This is a genomic window from Gordonia sp. GN26, from assembly GCF_054823965.1.
In genome coordinates, this window is record NZ_JSYC01000056.1 from 14,658 (window position 1) to 34,029 (window position 19,372).

The 19,372-nt window shown below is 67.5% G+C and carries 16 protein-coding genes; 8 read left to right on the forward strand and 8 right to left on the reverse strand.

All coding sequences use genetic code 11. The annotated features are described in order from the left end of the window. Positions 1-2: 2 nt before the first annotated feature. Positions 3-1,493, reverse strand: a complete 1,491-nt coding sequence (locus tag OK17_RS13640) for an HAD-IB family hydrolase (RefSeq protein ID WP_232716858.1) — start codon at positions 1,491-1,493, stop codon at positions 3-5. Then, a complete protein-coding gene (locus OK17_RS13645) occupies positions 1,490-3,796 on the reverse strand; it encodes a glycerol-3-phosphate 1-O-acyltransferase (protein ID WP_461417755.1) in 2,307 nt (768 codons plus the stop codon). The genes OK17_RS13640 and OK17_RS13645 overlap by 4 nt, the downstream gene beginning before the upstream one ends. Before the next feature lie 201 nt (positions 3,797-3,997). Here OK17_RS13645 and OK17_RS13650 point away from each other — a divergent pair, with 201 nt between their 5' ends. Continuing rightward, positions 3,998-4,639, forward strand: coding sequence for a trypsin-like peptidase domain-containing protein (locus OK17_RS13650; protein ID WP_461417756.1), 642 nt, complete (start codon positions 3,998-4,000; stop codon positions 4,637-4,639). Between the two features lie 103 nt (positions 4,640-4,742). Here the strand turns inward: OK17_RS13650 and OK17_RS13655 are convergent, their stop codons facing one another. Both OK17_RS13655 and OK17_RS13660 read right to left on the reverse strand, forming a co-directional pair. Further along, positions 4,743-4,946 carry a cold-shock protein gene (locus OK17_RS13655; protein ID WP_005193773.1) on the reverse strand — a complete coding sequence of 68 codons (204 nt, stop codon included), beginning with the start codon at positions 4,944-4,946 and terminating at the stop codon, positions 4,743-4,745. 149 nt (positions 4,947-5,095) lie between these two features. Next, positions 5,096-6,949, reverse strand: a complete 1,854-nt coding sequence (locus tag OK17_RS13660) for an MFS transporter (RefSeq protein ID WP_461417757.1) — start codon at positions 6,947-6,949, stop codon at positions 5,096-5,098. A 146-nt stretch (positions 6,950-7,095) separates the two neighbouring features. On the opposite strand from OK17_RS13660, the gene OK17_RS13665 reads away from it, so the two are divergent. Next, positions 7,096-7,800 carry a TetR/AcrR family transcriptional regulator gene (locus tag OK17_RS13665; RefSeq protein ID WP_232716862.1) on the forward strand — a complete coding sequence of 235 codons (705 nt, stop codon included), beginning with the start codon at positions 7,096-7,098 and terminating at the stop codon, positions 7,798-7,800. A gap of 194 nt (positions 7,801-7,994) precedes the next feature. Beyond that, on the forward strand, positions 7,995-8,825 hold the full coding sequence (locus OK17_RS13670) for an aldo/keto reductase (RefSeq protein WP_154885455.1): 831 nt from the start codon (positions 7,995-7,997) through the stop codon (positions 8,823-8,825). A gap of 63 nt (positions 8,826-8,888) precedes the next feature. Here OK17_RS13670 and OK17_RS13675 read toward each other — a convergent pair whose 3' ends face one another. From OK17_RS13675 to OK17_RS13690, 4 genes are all read right to left on the reverse strand, one after another. After that, positions 8,889-9,671 carry a class I SAM-dependent methyltransferase gene (locus OK17_RS13675; protein WP_461417758.1) on the reverse strand — a complete coding sequence of 261 codons (783 nt, stop codon included), beginning with the start codon at positions 9,669-9,671 and terminating at the stop codon, positions 8,889-8,891. Positions 9,672-9,834: 163 nt separating this feature from the next. Continuing rightward, entirely contained in the window at positions 9,835-11,232 is a 1,398-nt protein-coding gene (gene xylB, locus OK17_RS13680) for a xylulokinase (protein ID WP_461417759.1), read from the reverse strand. Continuing rightward, positions 11,229-12,704, reverse strand: coding sequence for a mannitol dehydrogenase family protein (locus OK17_RS13685; protein ID WP_461417760.1), 1,476 nt, complete (start codon positions 12,702-12,704; stop codon positions 11,229-11,231). The genes xylB and OK17_RS13685 overlap by 4 nt, the downstream gene beginning before the upstream one ends. Then, positions 12,701-13,741, reverse strand: a complete 1,041-nt coding sequence (locus tag OK17_RS13690; RefSeq protein WP_461417763.1) for an NAD(P)-dependent alcohol dehydrogenase — start codon at positions 13,739-13,741, stop codon at positions 12,701-12,703. The genes OK17_RS13685 and OK17_RS13690 overlap by 4 nt, the downstream gene beginning before the upstream one ends. Positions 13,742-13,864: 123 nt before the next feature. Here OK17_RS13690 and OK17_RS13695 point away from each other — a divergent pair, with 123 nt between their 5' ends. The 5 genes from OK17_RS13695 to OK17_RS13715 are packed head-to-tail and all read left to right on the forward strand — an operon-like array spanning position 13,865 to position 19,261. Next, positions 13,865-14,905: a sugar-binding transcriptional regulator gene (locus OK17_RS13695; protein ID WP_461417761.1), complete on the forward strand. Its 1,041-nt coding sequence runs from the start codon at positions 13,865-13,867 to the stop codon at positions 14,903-14,905. Continuing rightward, positions 14,902-16,251 carry an ABC transporter substrate-binding protein gene (locus OK17_RS13700; protein WP_232716867.1) on the forward strand — a complete coding sequence of 450 codons (1,350 nt, stop codon included), beginning with the start codon at positions 14,902-14,904 and terminating at the stop codon, positions 16,249-16,251. Before OK17_RS13695 ends, OK17_RS13700 begins: the two co-directional genes overlap by 4 nt. 2 nt (positions 16,252-16,253) lie before the next feature. Further along, on the forward strand, positions 16,254-17,213 hold the full coding sequence (locus OK17_RS13705; protein ID WP_232716868.1) for a carbohydrate ABC transporter permease: 960 nt from the start codon (positions 16,254-16,256) through the stop codon (positions 17,211-17,213). Beyond that, the gene (locus OK17_RS13710) at positions 17,213-18,100 is read left to right on the forward strand and encodes a carbohydrate ABC transporter permease (RefSeq protein ID WP_232716869.1); all 888 of its coding nucleotides are present in this window, start codon (positions 17,213-17,215) and stop codon (positions 18,098-18,100) included. Before OK17_RS13705 ends, OK17_RS13710 begins: the two co-directional genes overlap by 1 nt. A gap of 54 nt (positions 18,101-18,154) precedes the next feature. Further along, on the forward strand, positions 18,155-19,261 hold the full coding sequence (locus tag OK17_RS13715; RefSeq protein WP_461417762.1) for an ABC transporter ATP-binding protein: 1,107 nt from the start codon (positions 18,155-18,157) through the stop codon (positions 19,259-19,261). The last annotated feature ends 111 nt before the right edge of the window (positions 19,262-19,372 follow it).

Here is a 19,372-nt window from a genome sequence, read left to right on the forward strand (position 1 = left end):
CGTCAGTCCTCCTCGTGAGACGGTGTGCGCAGCGAGTCCACGGAGTCGTCGACGAACGACTCCAGCGGCCAGTCGGCGAGCGCCGTGACATACATCTGGCGAACCTCCTCGGCGCGGGCGCCGATCTCGTCGGCCGTCCAGTCGCTGGTGTCGATGGGCGGCAGAACCATCACCTCGACCGTACCGGGCCGGATGAGTTGCGCACCGCGCCACATCAATTCACCGGTGTTGCGTAACACGACGGGAACGATCGGGACGCCGGCCTGCATGGCGATGTGGAACGGGCCCTTCTTGAACGGCCCGATCCGGGGCGTCGGGGATCGGGTCCCCTCCGGCGAGACGACCAGCGACAGGCCGTCCTCGCGAAGCGCTTTGACCGCCGGTGCCAGCTGTTCGATCGCCTTGCCCCGGTCGGCCCGATCGATGAAGACGAGTCCCGCCTGCCGCAGGATCTCACCGAGCACCGGGACGCGCTGCACCTCCTTCTTGGCGACGCCGGTCGCGTCGGTGCGAACCAGATTGATCATGACCGGCAGGTCGAGCTTCGACTGATGGTTGAACAGGAAGACGCAGGGTCGATCGGAGAACAGGTACTCGCCGCCCTCGAGGACCTGGACGTGGACACCGGCGAGGGACAAGCCGATGTCGTTCCCGGTGGGAAGTGCCTCGACGAGCGCGTGCGGATCGCGACGGATCAGGCCCGCGGCCGCACCGACGGCGGCGGAGGCGACGAACGAGCTGTAGAACGCGCCGGTCCGGGCCAGCGACCCGAGCCGATTGTAGGTGGGGTTCTTCAGGTCGATGATCGGCCAGCCGCGGGACTCGGCCTCCGCCCGCAGGATTCGGCGCGGCGAGATCGCCGCCGGGTTGCCCACCGACTCCAGGTACGGGATGTCCTCGTTGCCGTCGCTGTAGGCGAACGACGCGTCGAGGTCGATGTCGTTTGCGCGAGCCAACTCCCGGACGGCGGCTGCCTTGCCGGGACCCCAGAGCGGGCGTCCCTTGATGTTCCCGGTGACCACCCCGTCGACGACCTCCACGTCGGTCGCGAGCGCGAAGTCCGCACCGATCTCGCGGGCGATGGGTTCGATCTGGAAGCGGGTCGCCGACGACGCGATCACGATGGTGTGTCCCATCTCGCGATGCGCGCGCAGGATCTGCCACATCTGGGGACGCAGCTTGGCCGCGGTCTCGTACTTGAACAGGTGCTCGCCGAAGGCGATGAGTTCGGCGTAGGTCTTGCCCGCGAAGGTCGGCCGCGTGGCCGCCAGGACCTCGGCGTAATCCTGTTCGGACATGACGCCGCGTAGTCCGATAACCAGGAAGTCGGCGAGCTCCCCGAATCCGAAGTCCATGCTGCGCAGTCGCGCCCGCATGATGGCGGCGGCGGAGAACCCCTCGATCAGCGTGCCGTCGTAGTCGAAGAGGGCGGCCACCTTCTTGCCCGTGGGCGCGGAACGGATGGCCCGCATGCGGTCGGTGAAGGCACTCACTGCTGCTCCTCGTCGTCGACGACAACAGGCTGCAGCTCCTCGATCGCGGCGATACGGGCGAGCCGATCGCGCATGAGTTCGACCTCGTCGAGCCAGTCCTGACGGGCGGCCCGGAGATCCACGATGTCCTCGCCGTGGATGAGGCCGCGGTTGTCGGCCAGGCGGTAGGCCCCGTCGTAGAGATCCTTCGACACCGAATCCTTGCTGCGCAGAACGGCTTGCAACGCCAGTTGACGTCCGAGTCCGAGGCAGTCGGCGATCAGGGCATCCTTCTCCTGGGCGGTGTTGCCCAGTTCCACCAGCTTGGTCGCGACCACGAGCTGGGCGTCGAAGAAGGTCTGGAGTGTGCGTCGCGCGAAGAGTGCTCCCGTGTGGCCGTGCAGCACTTCGTAGGTCCACTCCTGGGTGGGGGTGACCGCTCGCCAACCGGGGGCGAGGAGATCGAGTTCGATGCCGAGTCGATGCAGGTATTCGGTCTTGGGCGGGAAGAAGAACTCGAACTTCAGGAGATCGCGGATTCGTAGGGCCTCGCGCTGCGCAGCGGTCAGCAATTCCTCGTCCGGTGCCGGCGGAGAACCGACGTGGTTGCTCCGGATCGGGGTGCTGCCGGCTTTGACCTCACCCTCGGCCAGCGCCAGCAGACCCATCTCGACGATCGCGCGGTCGACGAAATGATGCAGCGCGCCGTTGCGGTAATACGCGGCGACGGCCCGGTTTTCCGGAACGACGGACCAGACCGGTTCCGAACCGCCCTCGTAACAGGTCACGACGCCGTTGCCGGCCAGCACCCGCAGCGTCCGGACGAGCCCGATGCCGCGGCACAGTGCGGGATCGGGTCCGGGGAGGCCACGGCGGTCGATGTAGTCGAGCAGGGGAGCGAGGACGGCCTCGATCTCGGGCAGTGTGTACGCCCGATCCTGTGCACCCAGTGCTGCGAAACCGACCAGTGAGGTCGCGGTGATCGGTGTGGCCGAATTGATCTCGTCCATCACCCGGAAGGCGACCTTCTCCAGACGCGCAGGTCCGTCGCCGGCCTCGTCCAGCGTCTGCTTCAGCGAGATCGGCGTGCCGAAACGAACTCTCGCCTCGCCGAGGTGGCTGCGCTGGGCCTTGGCATAGCGCAACAGCCAGCCGACCCCCTCGGGCTTCTTGACGCCGCCCGCGTCCTCTGCGGCGATCGCGCCGACCTCCTGCAGTTGGTCGTACACGATCGACGTGGGCACGATCGTCACATCGGCGTCGTCGAGCTGGCTCGCGGCATCGACGACATAGTTCAACAGTCCGAGCATCGGCTTGCGCAGCTTGCCCGTTCGGCTCCGGCCACCCTCGATGTACCACTCGAGATTGAACCGCTTCTCGATGATGTAGGCCAGGTAGGAACGCATCGCGAACTTGTAGACCGGGTCCGACCCGAACTTGCGGCGGATGAAGATCATCCCCGCGCGCCGGGCCACGGGCCCCACCGGCCAGAACGACAAATTGTTGCCACCCAGCACGAGGTTCGGTGGGAAGTCGTTGTTGCGCAGCACCGTTGCCAAGGCCAGCGGGTCGACGTAGGAGCGGTGCGAGGGGAGGAAGACCAGACCGGTCGACTTGTTCAGGGTCCGTAGGGAATTCAGGGTGTCGACGTCGACCGTGATGTTCCATGCGCGCTCGTGCAGCCGGTTGAATGTCGCCGAGAAGATGTCGTCCATCAGCCGGCTCTGGGTGGCGACGAACCCGGACAGCTTGTCGGTCGCCTCGGACACGACCGCATCCGTGGGCCGGCCGAGTTCGGCGGCGAGTTTGGCGGCGCCGCTCTGGAATCTGGCCGAACTGCTGATCTGTTCGGCCACCAGGCGCGGGACCTTGTACCGGTCGCCGGCGATCTGGCGTTCGGCACGTTCTGCGGAGACCGACGCCGCGATCCGGACGTACTGGTCGAAGGGCTCGCCCTCGGCCTGATCGCGTGCATGCCGTTCGCGGAGTTCGGCAATGGTGGCGGGTTCCCCGGCCACCACGCGAAGGGCGTCGGGGCGGCGCTTGCGGATGATCGGCTGCATGAGGCCGAGCGGGCGCCGGGGGTTCGACAGCACGAGGACGTCGCCGAGAGTCACCCGTCGCTCGCCCTGGCGGACCGCGGGGAGCCACACCGGACGCACCGGCACGAGAAGAGTGTTCGGCGACAGTTCGTCGAAGTCGACGTCGGCGCCCTGGCGGACCTCGGCGTCCGGGTACGCGGTTGCGGCCCAGTCCTTGACCGCATGCATCTCGCACGACGTACGCGCCTTGGTCAGGACCAGAACGGGATCGGACATCTGCATCACCCTCACGTCATCGTCGTCGACACCGCACCGGTGTGCTCCGAGCATCGGTGTCCCATGGCCGCTCCTCCGACGGAGACCGCCATGGTCCCATTGTGTCGTGGGTTACAACGGGCGGGGCGGGTTTCGGATGAGCGCGACACTCCCCGGCGCCGAAGATCCCCGCCCGGTTAGGCTGAGCAGGTTGCCTGGGGAGGAAGTATGGGGATGCGATTTCGTGCGTTGACGGCGCTGGGCGTCTCGGCGGCTCTGGTCACGACGCCCGCGGTGGCGGCGGACGCGGCCACGCCGACGGTGCGGTCGGGAATGGCGATCAGCATCGACGACACGGTCCTGACCTCGAACAGTTGCACCCTCGGTGCGGTCATCTCCGCCAAGAAGGCGCTGACCGCGGGACACTGCGGGGCCGTGGGCCGGGCCGTCCACGACCGCACGGGGAGGAAGATCGGGACGATCACCGCCAATCGCATCGGCCAACGGCTCGACATCGCGGTCGTCGGATTGGCTCCGCGGACCTCGGCCCGGATCGACACGGTGGACTGGGATGCGAAGTTCCACCGGGGACAGCTGGTCTGGAAGTCGGGTATCACCACGGGCTACGGAACCGGCAAGGTCACCGATCCGGCGGAGGTGCTGCGCACCTCGCACGGCTTCTCGCTCGCACCGCCGTTTCTGACGAGCCACGACTCGTATTCGGTTCAGACGAGCTTGCGTTCGGAGTCGGGCGACAGCGGCGCGGGTGTCCGGGACAGCCGGGGTCGTGTTGTCGGAATCCTGTCCTCGGCGACTCTCGAGGGTACGGGTGTCGTCCCGGTGTCCCGTCTCCCGCGCGCACTTCGGTAGCGAAAAAGGCTGTGCGGCAGCAGATTTTACCGCAGGTCCGGGAAACGACGAAGCGCCCCATCTGGCCGGAGCCGGATGAGGCGCTTCGTGAAGTCAGGTGTGCTTAGAGCGCGCTGACGTTGGTTGCCTGGGGGCCCTTCTGGCCCTGCTCCACGTCGAATTCGACGCGCTGGTTCTCTTCGAGGTTGCGGAAGCCGCTACCGGTGATCGAAGAGTAGTGGACGAAAACATCGGCGCCCTGATCGTCGGGTGCGATGAAGCCGAAGCCCTTTTCGCCGTTGAACCACTTGACGGTTCCCTGTGCCATACTGCTGTACTTCTTTCTTCAGTTCAGCAGCCACCAAAACTGATGACCGCCCGCCAAGTGTGGCACAGAAAACGCGTCCTGGGAAACGGTGAGTGACGAATTCGACCGTTTCGGCGTAGATGAGCAGGTCCGCAGGGGCGAAAAGAATTTCACGCGGCCCGCATCGGCGACTCTTTTCCTCGCCAGATGGCGAGCACAGCAGCCAGGCCGGCGATGCATGGCAACACCTGCAGCCACCCCACTGCGGGCGCGAGGCCCACCTCTCCGGACGTGTCCTTGATGAAGAGCAGGGTCACCGCGACGAGCAAAGCCGTCGCGAAGAGTCCGGCGGACAGCCGCCGTGCGTAGGTGCGTCCGCGGCGGACCGCGCGCGCACTGACGAGCCAGCCGACGAGACCCAGGCCGCCGATCACCCCGAGTACGACGAGATAGGCGGTCACCGCGGCGTCGAGGTCCGCGGCCGGGTAGTCGGGGTAGCCGTGAGCGATGTGGTCGCGCAGTACGTCGGTGGCGGCGAACGGCACGACGGTCGCGAGGACCGTGAGGGCGGCGCCCAGGTACAGGGCGATCACCGCCGGCCGGGTGTGTGTCAGGGATTGCATGGTCACTCCTCTCTGGCGGGCACCGGCGGGTGCGGTGTCCGCGTTTTCGGTGGGACGGGTGCGGCCCGGCAGTACGACGACGGCGATCAGCACGGCCACGAACAGGAGAGCGGCGGCGCCGGTGAAACCGACGGCGTAGCCGGCGTTGGTGGCGTCGAGGTCCGCGTCGTCGCCGGTCCGGCGGGCGGCGAGGGTTCCGAGTGCGGCGAGTCCGAGGGCCGCGCCGAGCTGTCGCGAGCTGTTGAGCAGGGCGGATGCGGTTCCGGCCTCGTCGGGCGCGACGTCCGCGGTAGCGGTGGACACCACCGGAGCGAGCGCCAGTCCGAAGCCGGTGCCGGTGGCGATCGACGGACCGAGGATGTCGGTGAGGAACGAGCCGCCGACCGAGACCAGGCCGAACCAGGCGAGGCCGAACGCCGTCAGGAGACCGCCGACGATCATCAGTGTGCGAGGCGCATAGCGATAGCCGAGGCGGATCGCCAGCACCGAGCCGAGGATCACGCCGAGGGCGAAGGGGAGGAACTCGACTCCCGCGAGAGCTGGGCCGGCCCCGAGTATCCGCTGGGCGTAAAGCGAGACGAAGTAGAAGGCCGACGCGATGGCCCCGCCGAGCAGGAGGTTGAACGCGCCGGCGCCGGCAACCCCGCGGTTGGCGAAGATCCCCAGCCGGAGCAGCGGCTCGCGGCGCGTGGTCCGTTCGACGACGAGGAATCCGGCCAGGAGGACGGCGGCCGCGACCAGCGTGACGACGGTGACCGGCGAACCCCAGCCGACGGCGTCGGCCCGGACGACGGCGAAGACCAGCGTCGTCATTCCAGCGGTGACGAGAACCGCGCCCAGCGCGTCGGGCTCGCCCCGATCGGTGTGGACCGCCCCGCGCGCGGGCACAGCTCGTACGGCGAGCGCCCAGGCGAGTGTCGCGATCGGGATGTTGACGAGCAGGACCCACCGCCACCCGGCGTACTCGGTGAGGAGGCCGCCGAGGACGACGCCGAAAGCGCCACCGGCCGCGTTGGTCGCACTCCAGATCCCGAATGCCTTCACCCGTGCGCGTCCGGTGGGGAAGGTCATCGCCAGCAAGGCCAGAGCGGCGGGGGCCATGGCTGCCGCGCCGACACCCTGCAGGGCGCGCGCCCCGACCAGCATCCCAGGGCTTGCGGCCAGGCCGCCGGCCAGCGATGCCAGACCGAAGATCACGAGTCCGGTCAGGAGCAGACGACGATGGCCGTACCGGTCGGCGAGCTTTCCGCCGAGCAGCAGCAGTCCGCCGAAGGTCAGCGCATAGGAATGGATCACCCAGGTGACGCCGACGCCGTCGAACCCGAGGGCATCGGATATCCGAGGCAGACCCACGTTCACAACGGACAGGTCGAGCGACACCAGGAACTGAGTCGTGGCCACGGCGGCGAGGACGAGTTGAGAGCGGGCTCGTGCAGGTGAATACTTTTCGAACATGTTCCGAAAGTAAGAGCCCGGGTCCGCGGCGTCAACCCTGATCTGTCGTGCGAGTCGCTCGGGGTTTCCACCCACACTGCAGAATGGACACCGTGACCCGATCGAACGCCCCCACCGGACGTGCCGCTGCCGGGAACGGCGGCCGCACCGGCCGGCCACCGGTGACCTCCCGCGCGCGCATCCTCGAGGCCGCACGCGAGATCATCGACCGGGACGGCTGGGAGAAGCTGACCATCCGCCGCGTCGCCGCTGACCTCGGCATCGGTTCGACGACTCTGTACCACCACGTCCGCGACAAGGACGACCTGCTGATCCAGCTGCTCAACGACCATGCCGATTCGACGATGCGCGCCCCGCTCCCGGCCGCGCCGCGAGACCGGATCATCAAGGCGGCGAGCGCCATCCACGATTCGCTGAGTTCCTGGCCGTGGGCTGCCGAGATCCTCACGACCGACGGCTTCCTGGGTCGCCTCGGGGAATCATCGCTCGACATGGTGGAGGCGATCGTCGCGGCCGCCGTCGAGCACGGCTGCACGCGGGAACAGGCAGTGGTGGTCTTCCGGAGCATCTGGTACTTCACGGTCGGCGAGATCCTGGTGCGCGCCCACTCCGACCCCCGACGGGCGAACGATCCCGCTCGACTGCAGGGATTCCTGGACCGGGCCACGCCCGAACGGTTCCCGCAGCTGGCGGCCATCGGGCCGGAGTGGCCGGTGATCTCCGCCCGCGACACCTTCCCGTGGGCACTCGAAGCGTTCGTCGACGGCTTGCTCGCGCGCGTTTCGGAGACCGGGTAGACCCCGGCCGTGTCAGCGGTTCACCGAGAACGCCAGGTCACAACGGTGCAGAGTGTGGGCAGGAATATCCGGGGTGGCCGGAGGCCTTGAACCTGAACATGGTCGTGCGGGGCCCCGGGATCGGGTGGCGCAGTCCCCGCAGACCCGATGACGAGGTACGCCCCCGTCTCGCCCAACGAAAGGACGGATCGCATATGACAGTCCCCAACATCACGCTCAACAACGGAGTCACCATCCCGCAGTTGGGATTCGGCGTGTTCCAGGTTCCGCCGGAGGACACGAGGGCAGCCACCCTGACCGCCTTCGAGGTCGGTTACCGGCACATCGACACCGCCGAGATGTACGGCAACGAGAAGGGCGTCGGCGAGGCACTCCGCGACTCCGGCCTCGCCCGCGACGAGGTCTTCATCACCAGCAAGCTCAACAACGGCTTCCACGACTTCGACGACGCCCTCAAGGCGCTCGACAAGACCAACGCCGACCTCGGCGTCGACCAGGTCGACCTGTTCCTGATCCACTGGCCGCTCCCCGAGGTGGGCGACTACGTACAGACGTGGAAGGCCCTGGAGAAGGCATACGCCGACGGCAAGGCACGCGCCATCGGTGTCTCGAACTTCCAGCAGTCCCACCTCGAGCGACTCTTCGCCGAAACCGACGTGGTCCCCGCGGTGAACCAGATCGAGGTGCACCCGTACCTGTCGCAGAACCCGTTGCGCGCGTTCAACTCCCAGCACGGAATCGCGACCGAGGCGTGGTCGCCGATCGCGCAGGGCAAGGTCGTCGACGACCCGGTCATCACCAAGATCGCGGAGGCCAAGGGACGCTCGGCCGCCCAGGTCACGCTCCGGTGGCACATCCAGCGCGGCGACATCGTCTTCCCCAAGTCGGTGACGCGGGCCCGCGTCGAGGAGAACTTCGCGCTCTTCGACTTCGAGCTGTCCGACGACGAGGTCGCGGCGATCGAGGGACTCAACGCCGACGAGCGCATCGGTCCCGATCCGGACACCTTCAACTACATCCCCTGATCGCTCAGGGTGCGAGCGGGCGGACCACCTGAACAAGGTGGCCCGCCCGTTCTTGTGCTCCGGTCAATGGCCGGCGGGCTTGGTGAGTGAGGCCCGTAGCTGACCGAACCGGAAGAGCGCGGGCTCGCCGACCACGGACTGGTACTTCTCCACCACCTCGGCGACGAACCGGTCGACCTCCGACTCGGGGAGACGGCTCGTCCAGTCGGGCGATCCGACGGCGAACCAGGCGCGGAAGGCCTCGACCGAATCGAACTGCCACGACAGGTCCTTCATCGTCAGGTCATCGACGGAGAAACCGGCCGCGGCCGCCAGCTCACCGAAACGGGCGGCCTCCGCATGCTCATACGGTGCGCTGAACCCCTCGAAACAGCCGGCCCAACGCGGATCGGCCGCGACCTGCATGGCGATGTCCTCGATACTCGGCCGGTCGGTCGCGCAGACCATCTGCAGCACCGCACGCCCGCCGTCGACGAGACTCCGCGCGATCTGTCGCAACGCCTCCCCCTGGTCGTGCACCCAGTGCAGTGCATTGAAGGAGACCGCGAGGTCGAAGTCTGCGTCGAACGGCAACGCCAGCACGTCGTCGACGTGGAATCGGACGCGCAGCAGGTCGGACGGCACCCGCGCCAGTGCGCGGTCGATCATCCGGTGCGAGGCGTCGACTCCGACCACCGACCCGTCGGGCAGTCGTTCCGCCAACAACATCGTGATGAACCCGTCCCCGCACCCGACGTCGAGGAGACGTTCGTTCCCGGCCAGCGCGAGACCGGAGATCGACTCCTCGGCGACCATGCGCTGGAGCCCGCTCACCTCCGCGTATCGTGCACCATCCCAGTCGACCATCGCTTCTCCCGTCGTCGGAGCATCGGCATCCATCGTCCACCGCGACGGTCGCGTGCGGGCGGGTTCGGGTGATCCGGCGCGACCGACCTCGATACGCGGCGTCCTCGCTTCGCTCGGTCGACGCACTCGACCAACGGCTGGGAGCAGGTTGTTTCGCCCTACGTCACGGCCGGGCGGCGGTCGCGACCCCGTCCGCGATCTCGCGGTATCGGGCATACACCTCGGGAGTCGCTGCTGCGGTGAGAGTTTCGCGCGGAACCTGCCACTCCGGCAGCTCACCGGTGAGCGACCAGGCGGCCTGGCGGGCGGCGCCGAGTGCCACGTGTTCGCCGTCCGCGGGGACCTCGACCTCGCCTCCGAAGAGGGCCGGTGCAATCGCCCGCACCGCAGCCGATTTCGCGCCACCCCCGGTCAGGAGGATGCGGTCGACGCGCACGCCTTGTTCCTCGATCTTCTCCCGGCAGAACACCAGCGAGGAGATCAGTCCCTCGACCGCGGCGCGCGCGATCGACGCGGGGCCGAAATTGTGTGCGGTGATGCCGGTGAGGGTTCCGGTGGCGTCCGGGAGATTGGGGGAGCGTTCGCCCGCGAACCACGGCACCATCGTCATTCCTCCGGCGCCAGGTTCGGCGGACGTGGCGAGCCGTGCGAACTCGTCGAAGTCGACGCCGAGCATCTTCGCCGTCGACGCCAGCACCGGTGCGCCGTTGAGGGTGCACACCAGCGGCAGGTGTCGACCGGTGGCGTCGGCGAAACCGGCGACCAGGCCGGCGGGATCGTTGGGGGCGGTGTCCGACACGGCACACACCACGCCCGACGTTCCGAGGGACACCACCGCGTCGCCGCGTCGGGCGTCGAGTCCGAGGGCCGCGGCCGCGTTGTCACCCGCACCCGCGCCCACGATCAGCCCGGCCGAGGTGGTTCCTGCCCGGTCACCCGCTCCGACGACGATCGGCAGTTGCGGGCTTCGGCCGCGAAAAGCCAGTTCCAGCAGGTCTTTGCGGTACTCGCCGGAGGCGGCGTCGAAGTAGCCGGTTCCCGACGCGTCGCTGCGGTCGGTGGTCAGCTCGGTGATGTCGGCACTCCCGCGAAGTCGCCAGGTGAGCCAGTCGTGGGGAAGGCACACCGCGGCAGTGGCGTCGGCGTTCCGTGGTTCGTTGTCGGCGAGCCAGCGCAGTTTGGCTGCGGTGATGGCGGCGACCGGGACCACGCCGACCGCCTCTGCCCATGCTCCCGGACCGCCGAGGTCGTCGACCAGGTCGGCAGCGCTCGATGCCGAGCGGATGTCGTTCCACAACAGGGCATCTCGCACCACTCGCCCGGAGGTGTCGAGGCACACCATCCCGTGCTGCTGCCCCGCGACCGACACCGCGGCCACGTCGCCGAACCCGCCCGCGGCGGAGACGGCCTCGCAGAGGGCTTCCCACCACCGGTCGGGGTTGACCTCGGTGCCGGCCGGGTGTGCTGCGCTCGCCGACCGGACGACGGTCCCGGTCTCGGCCTCGCAGATGACGACCTTGCAGGACTGGGTGGACGAATCGATCCCGGCGACCAGCGTCATGACAGGAGCTCGGCGAGTGTGGCGCGAGCCCCCTTGGTGCGCAGCGAATCCAGCGCGGCCAGGTACGGCGTCGTGAATCCTTCGTCGTCGGCGAGAGTGCCGAACAAGTCGCGGTCGGCGACGAACGCCAGTGGGTCGGTGCGCGAGCGCATCGCCCGCGGAACGAGCTCCGCGGCCAGGGGATCGACGACGTCGATGGGCTCCCCCTGTTCGTCGGTGCCCTCGGCGTATCGGGTCCAGCTGGCGACGACAGCCGCGGCGAGCTCACTGCGCTGACCGGACGCCAGCCGTTCTCGGATCACCGGCAGCAGCCACTTCGGGATGCGGTCCGAGGAGTCCTGGCACAGGCGCGCGATGGTGTCGGCGATGGCCGGGTTGGCGAAGCGCTCCAGGAGGGTGTCGATGTAGGACTCGACGTCGACGCCCGGCATCTCCTGCAGCGTCGTCCGCCCCTCTTCGATCATGTAGCGCCGCAGCAGGGTTCGGATATCGTCGTCCGACGCCGCGTCGTGGACGTAGCGGTAGCCGAGCAGATACCCGAAGTAGCACAGCGCCTGATGACCGGCGTTGAGCAACCGCAGTTTCATCAGTTCGTAGGGGATCACGTCGTCGACGACCTGCACACCCACTGTCTCGAGGGTGGGACGGCCCATCGAGAAGTCGTCCTCGAGTACCCACTGGGTGAAGGGTTCGGCGACGACCGGCCACGCGTCGGCGATCCCAATGCGGGCCGCGACCTCGTCGGTGAGATCGGGTGGCGTTGCGGGAGTGATGCGATCGACCATCGAGTTGGGGAAGCGCGTGTTCGTCTCGATCCAGTCGGCGAGGGCCGCGTCGCGGAGTCGTGCGTAGGCGAGGAACGTCGACCGGGCCATGTGTCCGTTGCCCTGGATGTTGTCGCAGGACATGACGGTGAACGACGGGATTCCGCGTTCGCGGCGTCGGGCGAGTGCCTCGGTGACCAGTCCGAAAACCGTGCTCGGAGGTGCCGAGCCCTCGAGGTCCGCGACGATGTCGGGGTTCGTGGCGTCGAACTCGCCGGTCGCGGGGGAGAAGTTGTAGCCGCCCTCGGTGACGGTCAGCGACACGATGCGGGTGGCCGGATCGCTGAGGCGGTCCAGAACTGCCTCGGGGTCGTCAGGCGCGAACAGGTATTCGACGATCGACCCGATCACCGAGGTCTCGGTGTCGCCGTTCGGGTGCTTCAGGGTGAGCGTGAACAGGCCGTCCTGGGGGACGAGTGCATCGCGCATGGCGGAATCTGCCGGCCGCACCCCGACACCGCAGATACCCCACTCCTTCGCAGCGGGATCCGATGCGAGCAGTCGGTCGAGATACATGGCCTGGTGGGCGCGGTGGAATGCGCCGACTCCGAAGTGCACGATGCCGGGCGTGACGGCGGTGCGGTCGTACGCGGGAACCGTGGCGCCGTCGATGCGGGCCAGCGTTTCGGCGTTCAGCGGGGTGCTCATGGGCGAGCTTCTCCTGTCTGTTGGTCGGCGGCGCGCCACTCCGACATGCCGGGATAGACCACGGCCTTGATGTTCCCGGGCCGGAGGTCGGCGTTGAGGGCGTCGATGAGTTCGTCGAGTCCGAATCGTGCGGTGACCATGGCGTCGAGGTCCACGGCACCGGTGCGGACGAGGGCCAGGGCGGTGGGCCAGGTGTTGGAATACCGGAAGACGCCGGTCACCACGAGTTCTCGGTTCTGGATCAGGGTGACGGGTAGTTCCATTGTGTCCGAACCCATTCCGACGAGTACGACGTGACCGCCGGGTCGTACCCGGGTCATCCCGTCGCGGACGGCGGCGGCAACGCCGCTCGCGTCGACGAAGGCGTCGACCGTGTCGGTCTCGTCGCCGGGGGCGATCACCTCGGTCGCGCCGAAGTCCTCGGCGCGCCTGCGTCGCTGCTCGTCGGGCTCGCTGACCACGATGCGTGCCAGTCCCGACGCGCGGGCGACCTGGGCGATCATCAGTCCGATCGGTCCGGCGCCTGCGATGAGGATCGAGTCGCCGGCCGCAACAGCCGCCTTGCGCAGAGCGGCTATGCCCACGGACAGCGGCTCGAACAGAGCTGCGGCCTCGTCGGACACCTCCGCGGGCACCGGATGAGCGAAATCGGCCCCGATGGTGACGTATTCGGCGAAGGCGCCGTCGATCGGCGGTGTCGCGTAGAACTCCATGTGCGGACACAGGTGGTAGTCGCCGCGTTTGCTCTCGGCGGTGGTCGGATCGGGTCGTTGCGGCTCGATGGAGACACGTTCACCGACGCGATCGGGGCTCACACCGTCGCCGACCGCCACGATCACGCCGGACGCCTCATGACCGAGGACGAGCGGTTCGCGCACGACGTAGTCCCCGATGCGTCCGTGACGCAGGTAGTGGGTATCCGAGCCGCAGACACCGACCGCCCGTACCTCGATCAGCACATCACCGGGGGCTGGGCGTGGTGACCTGCGGGTTTCGGTGCCGACCGAGAGGTCCGGGTGTAGTACGCCGGCGCGCATCACCTGGGGAGCGTCCGGGACGTTCGTATCGGTTGTTGCGTGGGTCACATCTGGATGCTAGCTTACTGAGCATATTCACCGCTAGTGAGCATCTGCTCACGAGAGAACGGGAGTAGGCCATCGATGGCACCTCGTAAGCAGCCGGCAGATACCGCCGACGACCAACAGGGCTCGTCGGGACGGGCGGGACCGCGCGGCGCCGACGCCGGCCAGGATCTGCGACTGCTGGTCCGCGCCGCGACGATGTATCACCTCGAAGGCCTGACACAGGCGCAGATCGCCGCCCGCCTCGGAGTCTCCCGACCCACGGCCGGCCGCCTGGTCGCCCGCGCCCGCGCGCAGGGACTGGTCCACGTCTCGGTCTCGGCACCGCCGCATCTGTCCTCGTCGATCCACACCGAGCTCGAGCGGGCGGTCGAGGAGACTTTCGGTCTCGACGAGGTGCTGGTCATCGACGAGATCGCCGACGGATCGACGACCGGCAACGCTGCGCTGGGGCGGGCCGGCGCATCGGTGCTGACCCGACGCATCCAGGCCGCGGACACCTTCGGATTCACCTGGGGGCCCGAGCAGGTCGCCGTCGCCGACGCGATGGGCGCCGCCGCCTCGTGCCAGCGCGTCGTCCAGATGGACGGCTCGATGACCTCGGTGGAGTACCACACGGGCGTCGACCATGCCCTCTCACGCTTCTCCGAACGCCTGCACGCCCGGCCTCTGCGACTGGTCGCGCCGCTCTACGTCGATCCCGAGACGGTCACCGCCGTCAACCGCGATTCGATTCTGTCGCAATCGCTCTCGGCCGCCCGCGGTGCGCAGGTCATGCTCTTCGGAGTCGGTTCGGTCTCGACCTCGACCACCCTGTTCGAAGGCGCCTTCATCGACGCGATCGTGCTCGACGAACTCGTCGAACTGGGCGCGGTCGGCGAGATCGGCGGCCGGTTCTACGACGCAGACGGACAGGCGGTGGCATCGAGCCTCGTCGACCGGACGGTGTCGGTCTCCCTCGATGCGGTCCGGGCCTGCCCCACCTCGATCCTGGTCTCCGGTGGTGAGCACCGGCGGGAATCCATCCTCGGTGCTCTCCGCGGTGGTTACGCCACCATCTTGGTCACCGACGTCCCCACGGCGGAATGGCTTGTGTTGCAAGAGAAAGGTGAACAATGAAGTTCTCCCGACCCCGGATGCTCGGCGCCCTGGTGGCGACCGTGGCGCTGGTGATGACCGGCTGCTCCGGCGCCGGCTCCCTCACCGGCGGAGGCGGGCGCGAGATCACCGTAGCGATGGTCTCCAACTCCCAGATGCAGGACGCGGTCGCGCTGTCCGACCAGTTCGAAGAGCAGAACCCCGGCGTCTCGGTGAAGTTCGTGACGCTCTCGGAGAACGAGGCGCGCGCCAAGATCACCGCGTCGGTCGCCACCGGCGGCGGCGAGTTCGACGTCGTGATGATCAGCAACTACGAGACCCCGATGTGGGGTGAGTACGGCTGGCTGGTCAATCTCAGTCCCTACATGGACGCCGATCCCGACTACGACGCCGACGACTTCATCCCGACGCTGAAAACCGCGCTGTCACACGATGGGTCGATGTACTCGGCGCCGTTCTACGGCGAGTCGTCGTTCCTGATGTACAACAAGAAGCTCTTCGAGCAGGCCGGGGTCTCCCTCCCGCCGAATCCGACCTGGCCCGAGGTGGCCGAGGTCGCGAAGAAGCTCGACAACGACCGCACCGCGGGGATCTGCCTGCGTGGCAAGCCCGGCTGGGGTGAGGTGCTCGCTCCGCTCAACACCGTCATCAACGCCTTCGGTGGCCGCTGGTACGACGAGGAGTGGAACGCGCAACTCGACAGCCCGGAAGTCGAAGCGGCCGTACAGTTCTACGTCGACACCGTCCGCAACCACGGTGAGGCCGGCGCGTCGTCGTCGGGCTTCCAGGAATGCGGAAATCTCCTGTCCCAGGGCCAGGTTGCCATGTGGTACGACGCCACGTCGGCGGTCTCGGTCCTCGAGAGCCCGGAGACCTCGTCGATCGCCGGCGACGTCGGCTATCTGCCCGCACCGAGCATGGCCAAGCAGGACAACGGTTGGCTCTACACCTGGTCGCTCGGCATCCCGTCGAGCAGCAAGCACCCGGACGAGGCGTGGTCGTTCATCCGCTGGATGACGAGCAAGAGCTACATCGAATACGTGTCGGAGAAGCTCGGCCCCAGCCACGTTCCGCCGGGCAGCCGACTGTCGACCTACGAACTGCCCGCGTACAAGGAACTCGCGAAGCCGTTCGCCGAGCAGACGTTGACCTCGATGCAGTCCGCCGACCAGCTGAAGCCGACGCTTCAGCCGGTGCCCTACACCGGGGTGCAGTTCCTCGCGATCCCTGAATTCCAGGATCTCGGTACCCGTGTCAGCCAACAGATCTCGGCGGCCATCGCCGGACAGATCAGCGTCAAGGACGCGTTGGCCCAGTCCCAGGAGTATGCCGAGGTCGTCGGCAAGTCCTACCAGAGGGAGCAGTGATCATGGCCACCGCAGTCTCGACGCGCTCGCCCGAGGAATCCTCGCCCGAGCAGACACCACTGACGTCATCCCGCGACCGCATCTCGCGGGCGGAGGGGTGGCGCCGGCGCGGACCCCTGCTGCCGGCCCTGATCTTCATGATCGTGGTCACGCAGGTCCCGTTCGTGTTCACCCTGTACTACTCGACCCAGTCGTGGAACCTCGTCCGTCCCGACTCCCGGGCGTTCGTCGGCCTCGACAACTACGTCGCGGTCTTCGGTGACAGCCAGTTCTGGCGGGTCACCGTCAACACGATCCTGCTGATCGTCGGCACCGTGCTGATCTCGGTGATCCTCGGCCTGATCTTCGCCCTCCTACTGGACCGGAAGTTCCTGGGACGCGGCGTCGTTCGGACCCTGCTGATCACCCCGTTCCTGGTGACCCCGGTGGCGGCGGCACTGCTGTGGAAGACCAGCCTGTTGTCGCCGACCAACGGCCTGGTCAACTGGATGCTGAGCCCGCTCGGCATCAAGGTCGACTGGCTCTCGGAGTTCCCGCTGATGAGCGTCATGGCCGAACTGGTCTGGCAGTGGACGCCGTTCATGATGCTGCTGATCCTCGCCGGACTGCAGTCGATGCCCCGCGACGTCCAGGAGGCCGCCCGCGTCGACGGTGCGACGAGCTTCCGGCTGTTCCGTGAGCTGACGCTGCCGCACCTGCGGCGGTTCATCGAACTGGGCGCCGTCCTCGGCGCGATCTACCTGGTCAACACCTTCGACGCGGTCTACATGATGACCTCGGGTGGCCCGGGGGTCTCGAGCTCCAACCTCTCGTACTACATCTACCAACGCGCCTTCCTCGGCTTCGACATCGGTCAGGCCGCCGCGATGGGTGTCGTGACGGTGGTCGGCACGATCGTGGTCGCCACGCTGGCGCTGCGTCTGATCTTCAAATCATTCTCCGGAACAGAGGAGCCGGCCTGATGAGCACCGACATCCGCCCCGACCGCACCGCAGCGGAACCCGCAGGACAGCAGTCCGGCAACGAGATCCGACGACGCCGCAATCCCCGACAGGGTCTGCTGACCGCGGTCACCTGGATCATCGCGATCGGATTCTTCTTCCCCGTCCTGTGGATGGTCCTGACCGCGTTCAAGCAGGAGAGCGACGCGGCCACCAACCCGCCGACCTTCTTCTTCGAGCCGACGCTGCAACAGTTCCGCGACGTCTTCGACGCGGGAATCGCGACACCGCTGCTCAATTCGCTGTTCGCGACGATCGTCTCGACCATCCTGGTGCTGCTGCTCGGCGTACCCGCCGCCTTCGCCCTGTCGCTGCGACCGGTGCGGAAGACCAAGGACGCCCTGTTCTTCTTCATCAGCACCAAGATGCTGCCGATCGTCGCGGCGATCATCCCGCTGTACGTGATCGTCGGCGAGATCGGCATGCTCGACAACATCTGGACGCTGGTGATCCTCTACACCGCGATGAATCTCCCGATCGCCGTGTGGATGATGAGGTCCTTCTTCCTCGAGGTGCCCGGCGAACTGCTCGAGGCCGCCAGCATCGACGGCGCGAGCCTCTGGACGTCGGTGCGGGAGGTCATTCTCCCGCTGATCTCGCCCGGGATCGCCGCCACCGCCCTGATCTGCGTGATCTTCTCGTGGAACGAATTCTTCTTCGCCGTCAACATGACCGCGGTCAACGCACAGACGATGCCGGTGTTCCTGACCGGTTTCATGTCCGGACAAGGGCTCTACTGGGCGCAGCTGTCCGCCGCATCCGTCCTCGCCGCACTGCCGGTGGTCATCTGCGGCTGGATCGCGCAGAACAAGCTGGTCCGCGGCCTTTCGTTTGGTGCCATCAAGTGACCGCCGCCCGCACCCACCGACTCGAAAACCTCTGAGAGAGAACCGGAGAACACCATGGCTTCCATCACCTACGACAAGGCCTGCTGCGTCTACCCGGGCGCGGACAAGCTGGCCGTCGACTCCCTCGACCTCGACATCAACGACGGCGAGTTCGTCGTCCTCGTCGGACCGTCGGGTTCCGGCAAGTCCACCGCCCTGCGCATGCTGGCCGGACTGGAGGAGATCGACTCCGGCCAGATCCGCATTGGCGGCGACAACATGGTCGGCGTCGCACCCAAGGACCGCGACATCGCGATGGTCTTCCAGAACTACGCCCTCTACCCGAACAAGACCGTCGGGGAGAACATGGGTTTCGCACTGAAGATGCGCGGCGTGCCCCTCGAGGAGCGCAAGCGCAAGGTCGCCGAGGCCGCCAAACTGCTCGACCTCACCGACTTCCTCGACCGCAAGCCGGCCAAGCTCTCCGGCGGTCAGCGCCAGCGTGTGGCGATGGGACGTGCAATCGTGCGTGAGCCCCAGGTCTTCTGCATGGACGAGCCGCTGTCCAACCTCGACGCCAAGCTGCGCGTTCAGACCCGCACCCAGATCGCCGCGTTGCAGCGTCGACTCGGCACCACCACGGTCTACGTCACCCACGACCAGGTCGAGGCCATGACCATGGGTGATCGGGTTGCGGTCCTCAAGAACGGTCAGCTGCAGCAGTTCTCGACTCCGACGGATCTCTACGACAAGCCGGTCAACGCCTTCGTCGCCGGGTTCATCGGCTCGCCCGGGATGAATCTGTTCACCGCGCCCGTCATCGACGGCACCATCGCCATCTCCGGTGGGACGGTCGACATCGATGCCGAATCCGAGGCGGCGCTGCGTCGTTCGGGTCTCGACTCGGTGATCGTCGGCATCCGCCCCGAGCACCTGGCCCTCGCCGACGGCGGCACCGGCATCGAGGCGGAGGTCGCGCTGCTGGAAGAGCTCGGCAGCGAGACCTACATCTACGCCAACCTCGCCGATCAGTCGGTGAAGAATCTCGACGGCGAGCCGATGGTCATGGTCGCGCGGTCGGCGGAACGGTCACCGGCCAAGCGCGGTGAAGGCATCCGACTGCGCCAGGCCGACAAGGCGGTCCACCTCTTCGATCCGTCGACTGGCGACCGTCTGGTCTGACGCCGCGACCTCGATACGCGGCGTCCTCGCTTCCCTCGGTCGACGCACTCGGCCGGCGTATACAGCTGGTTGAGTAGGCGGGGAGCTTGCGACGAGCCGTATCGAAACCAG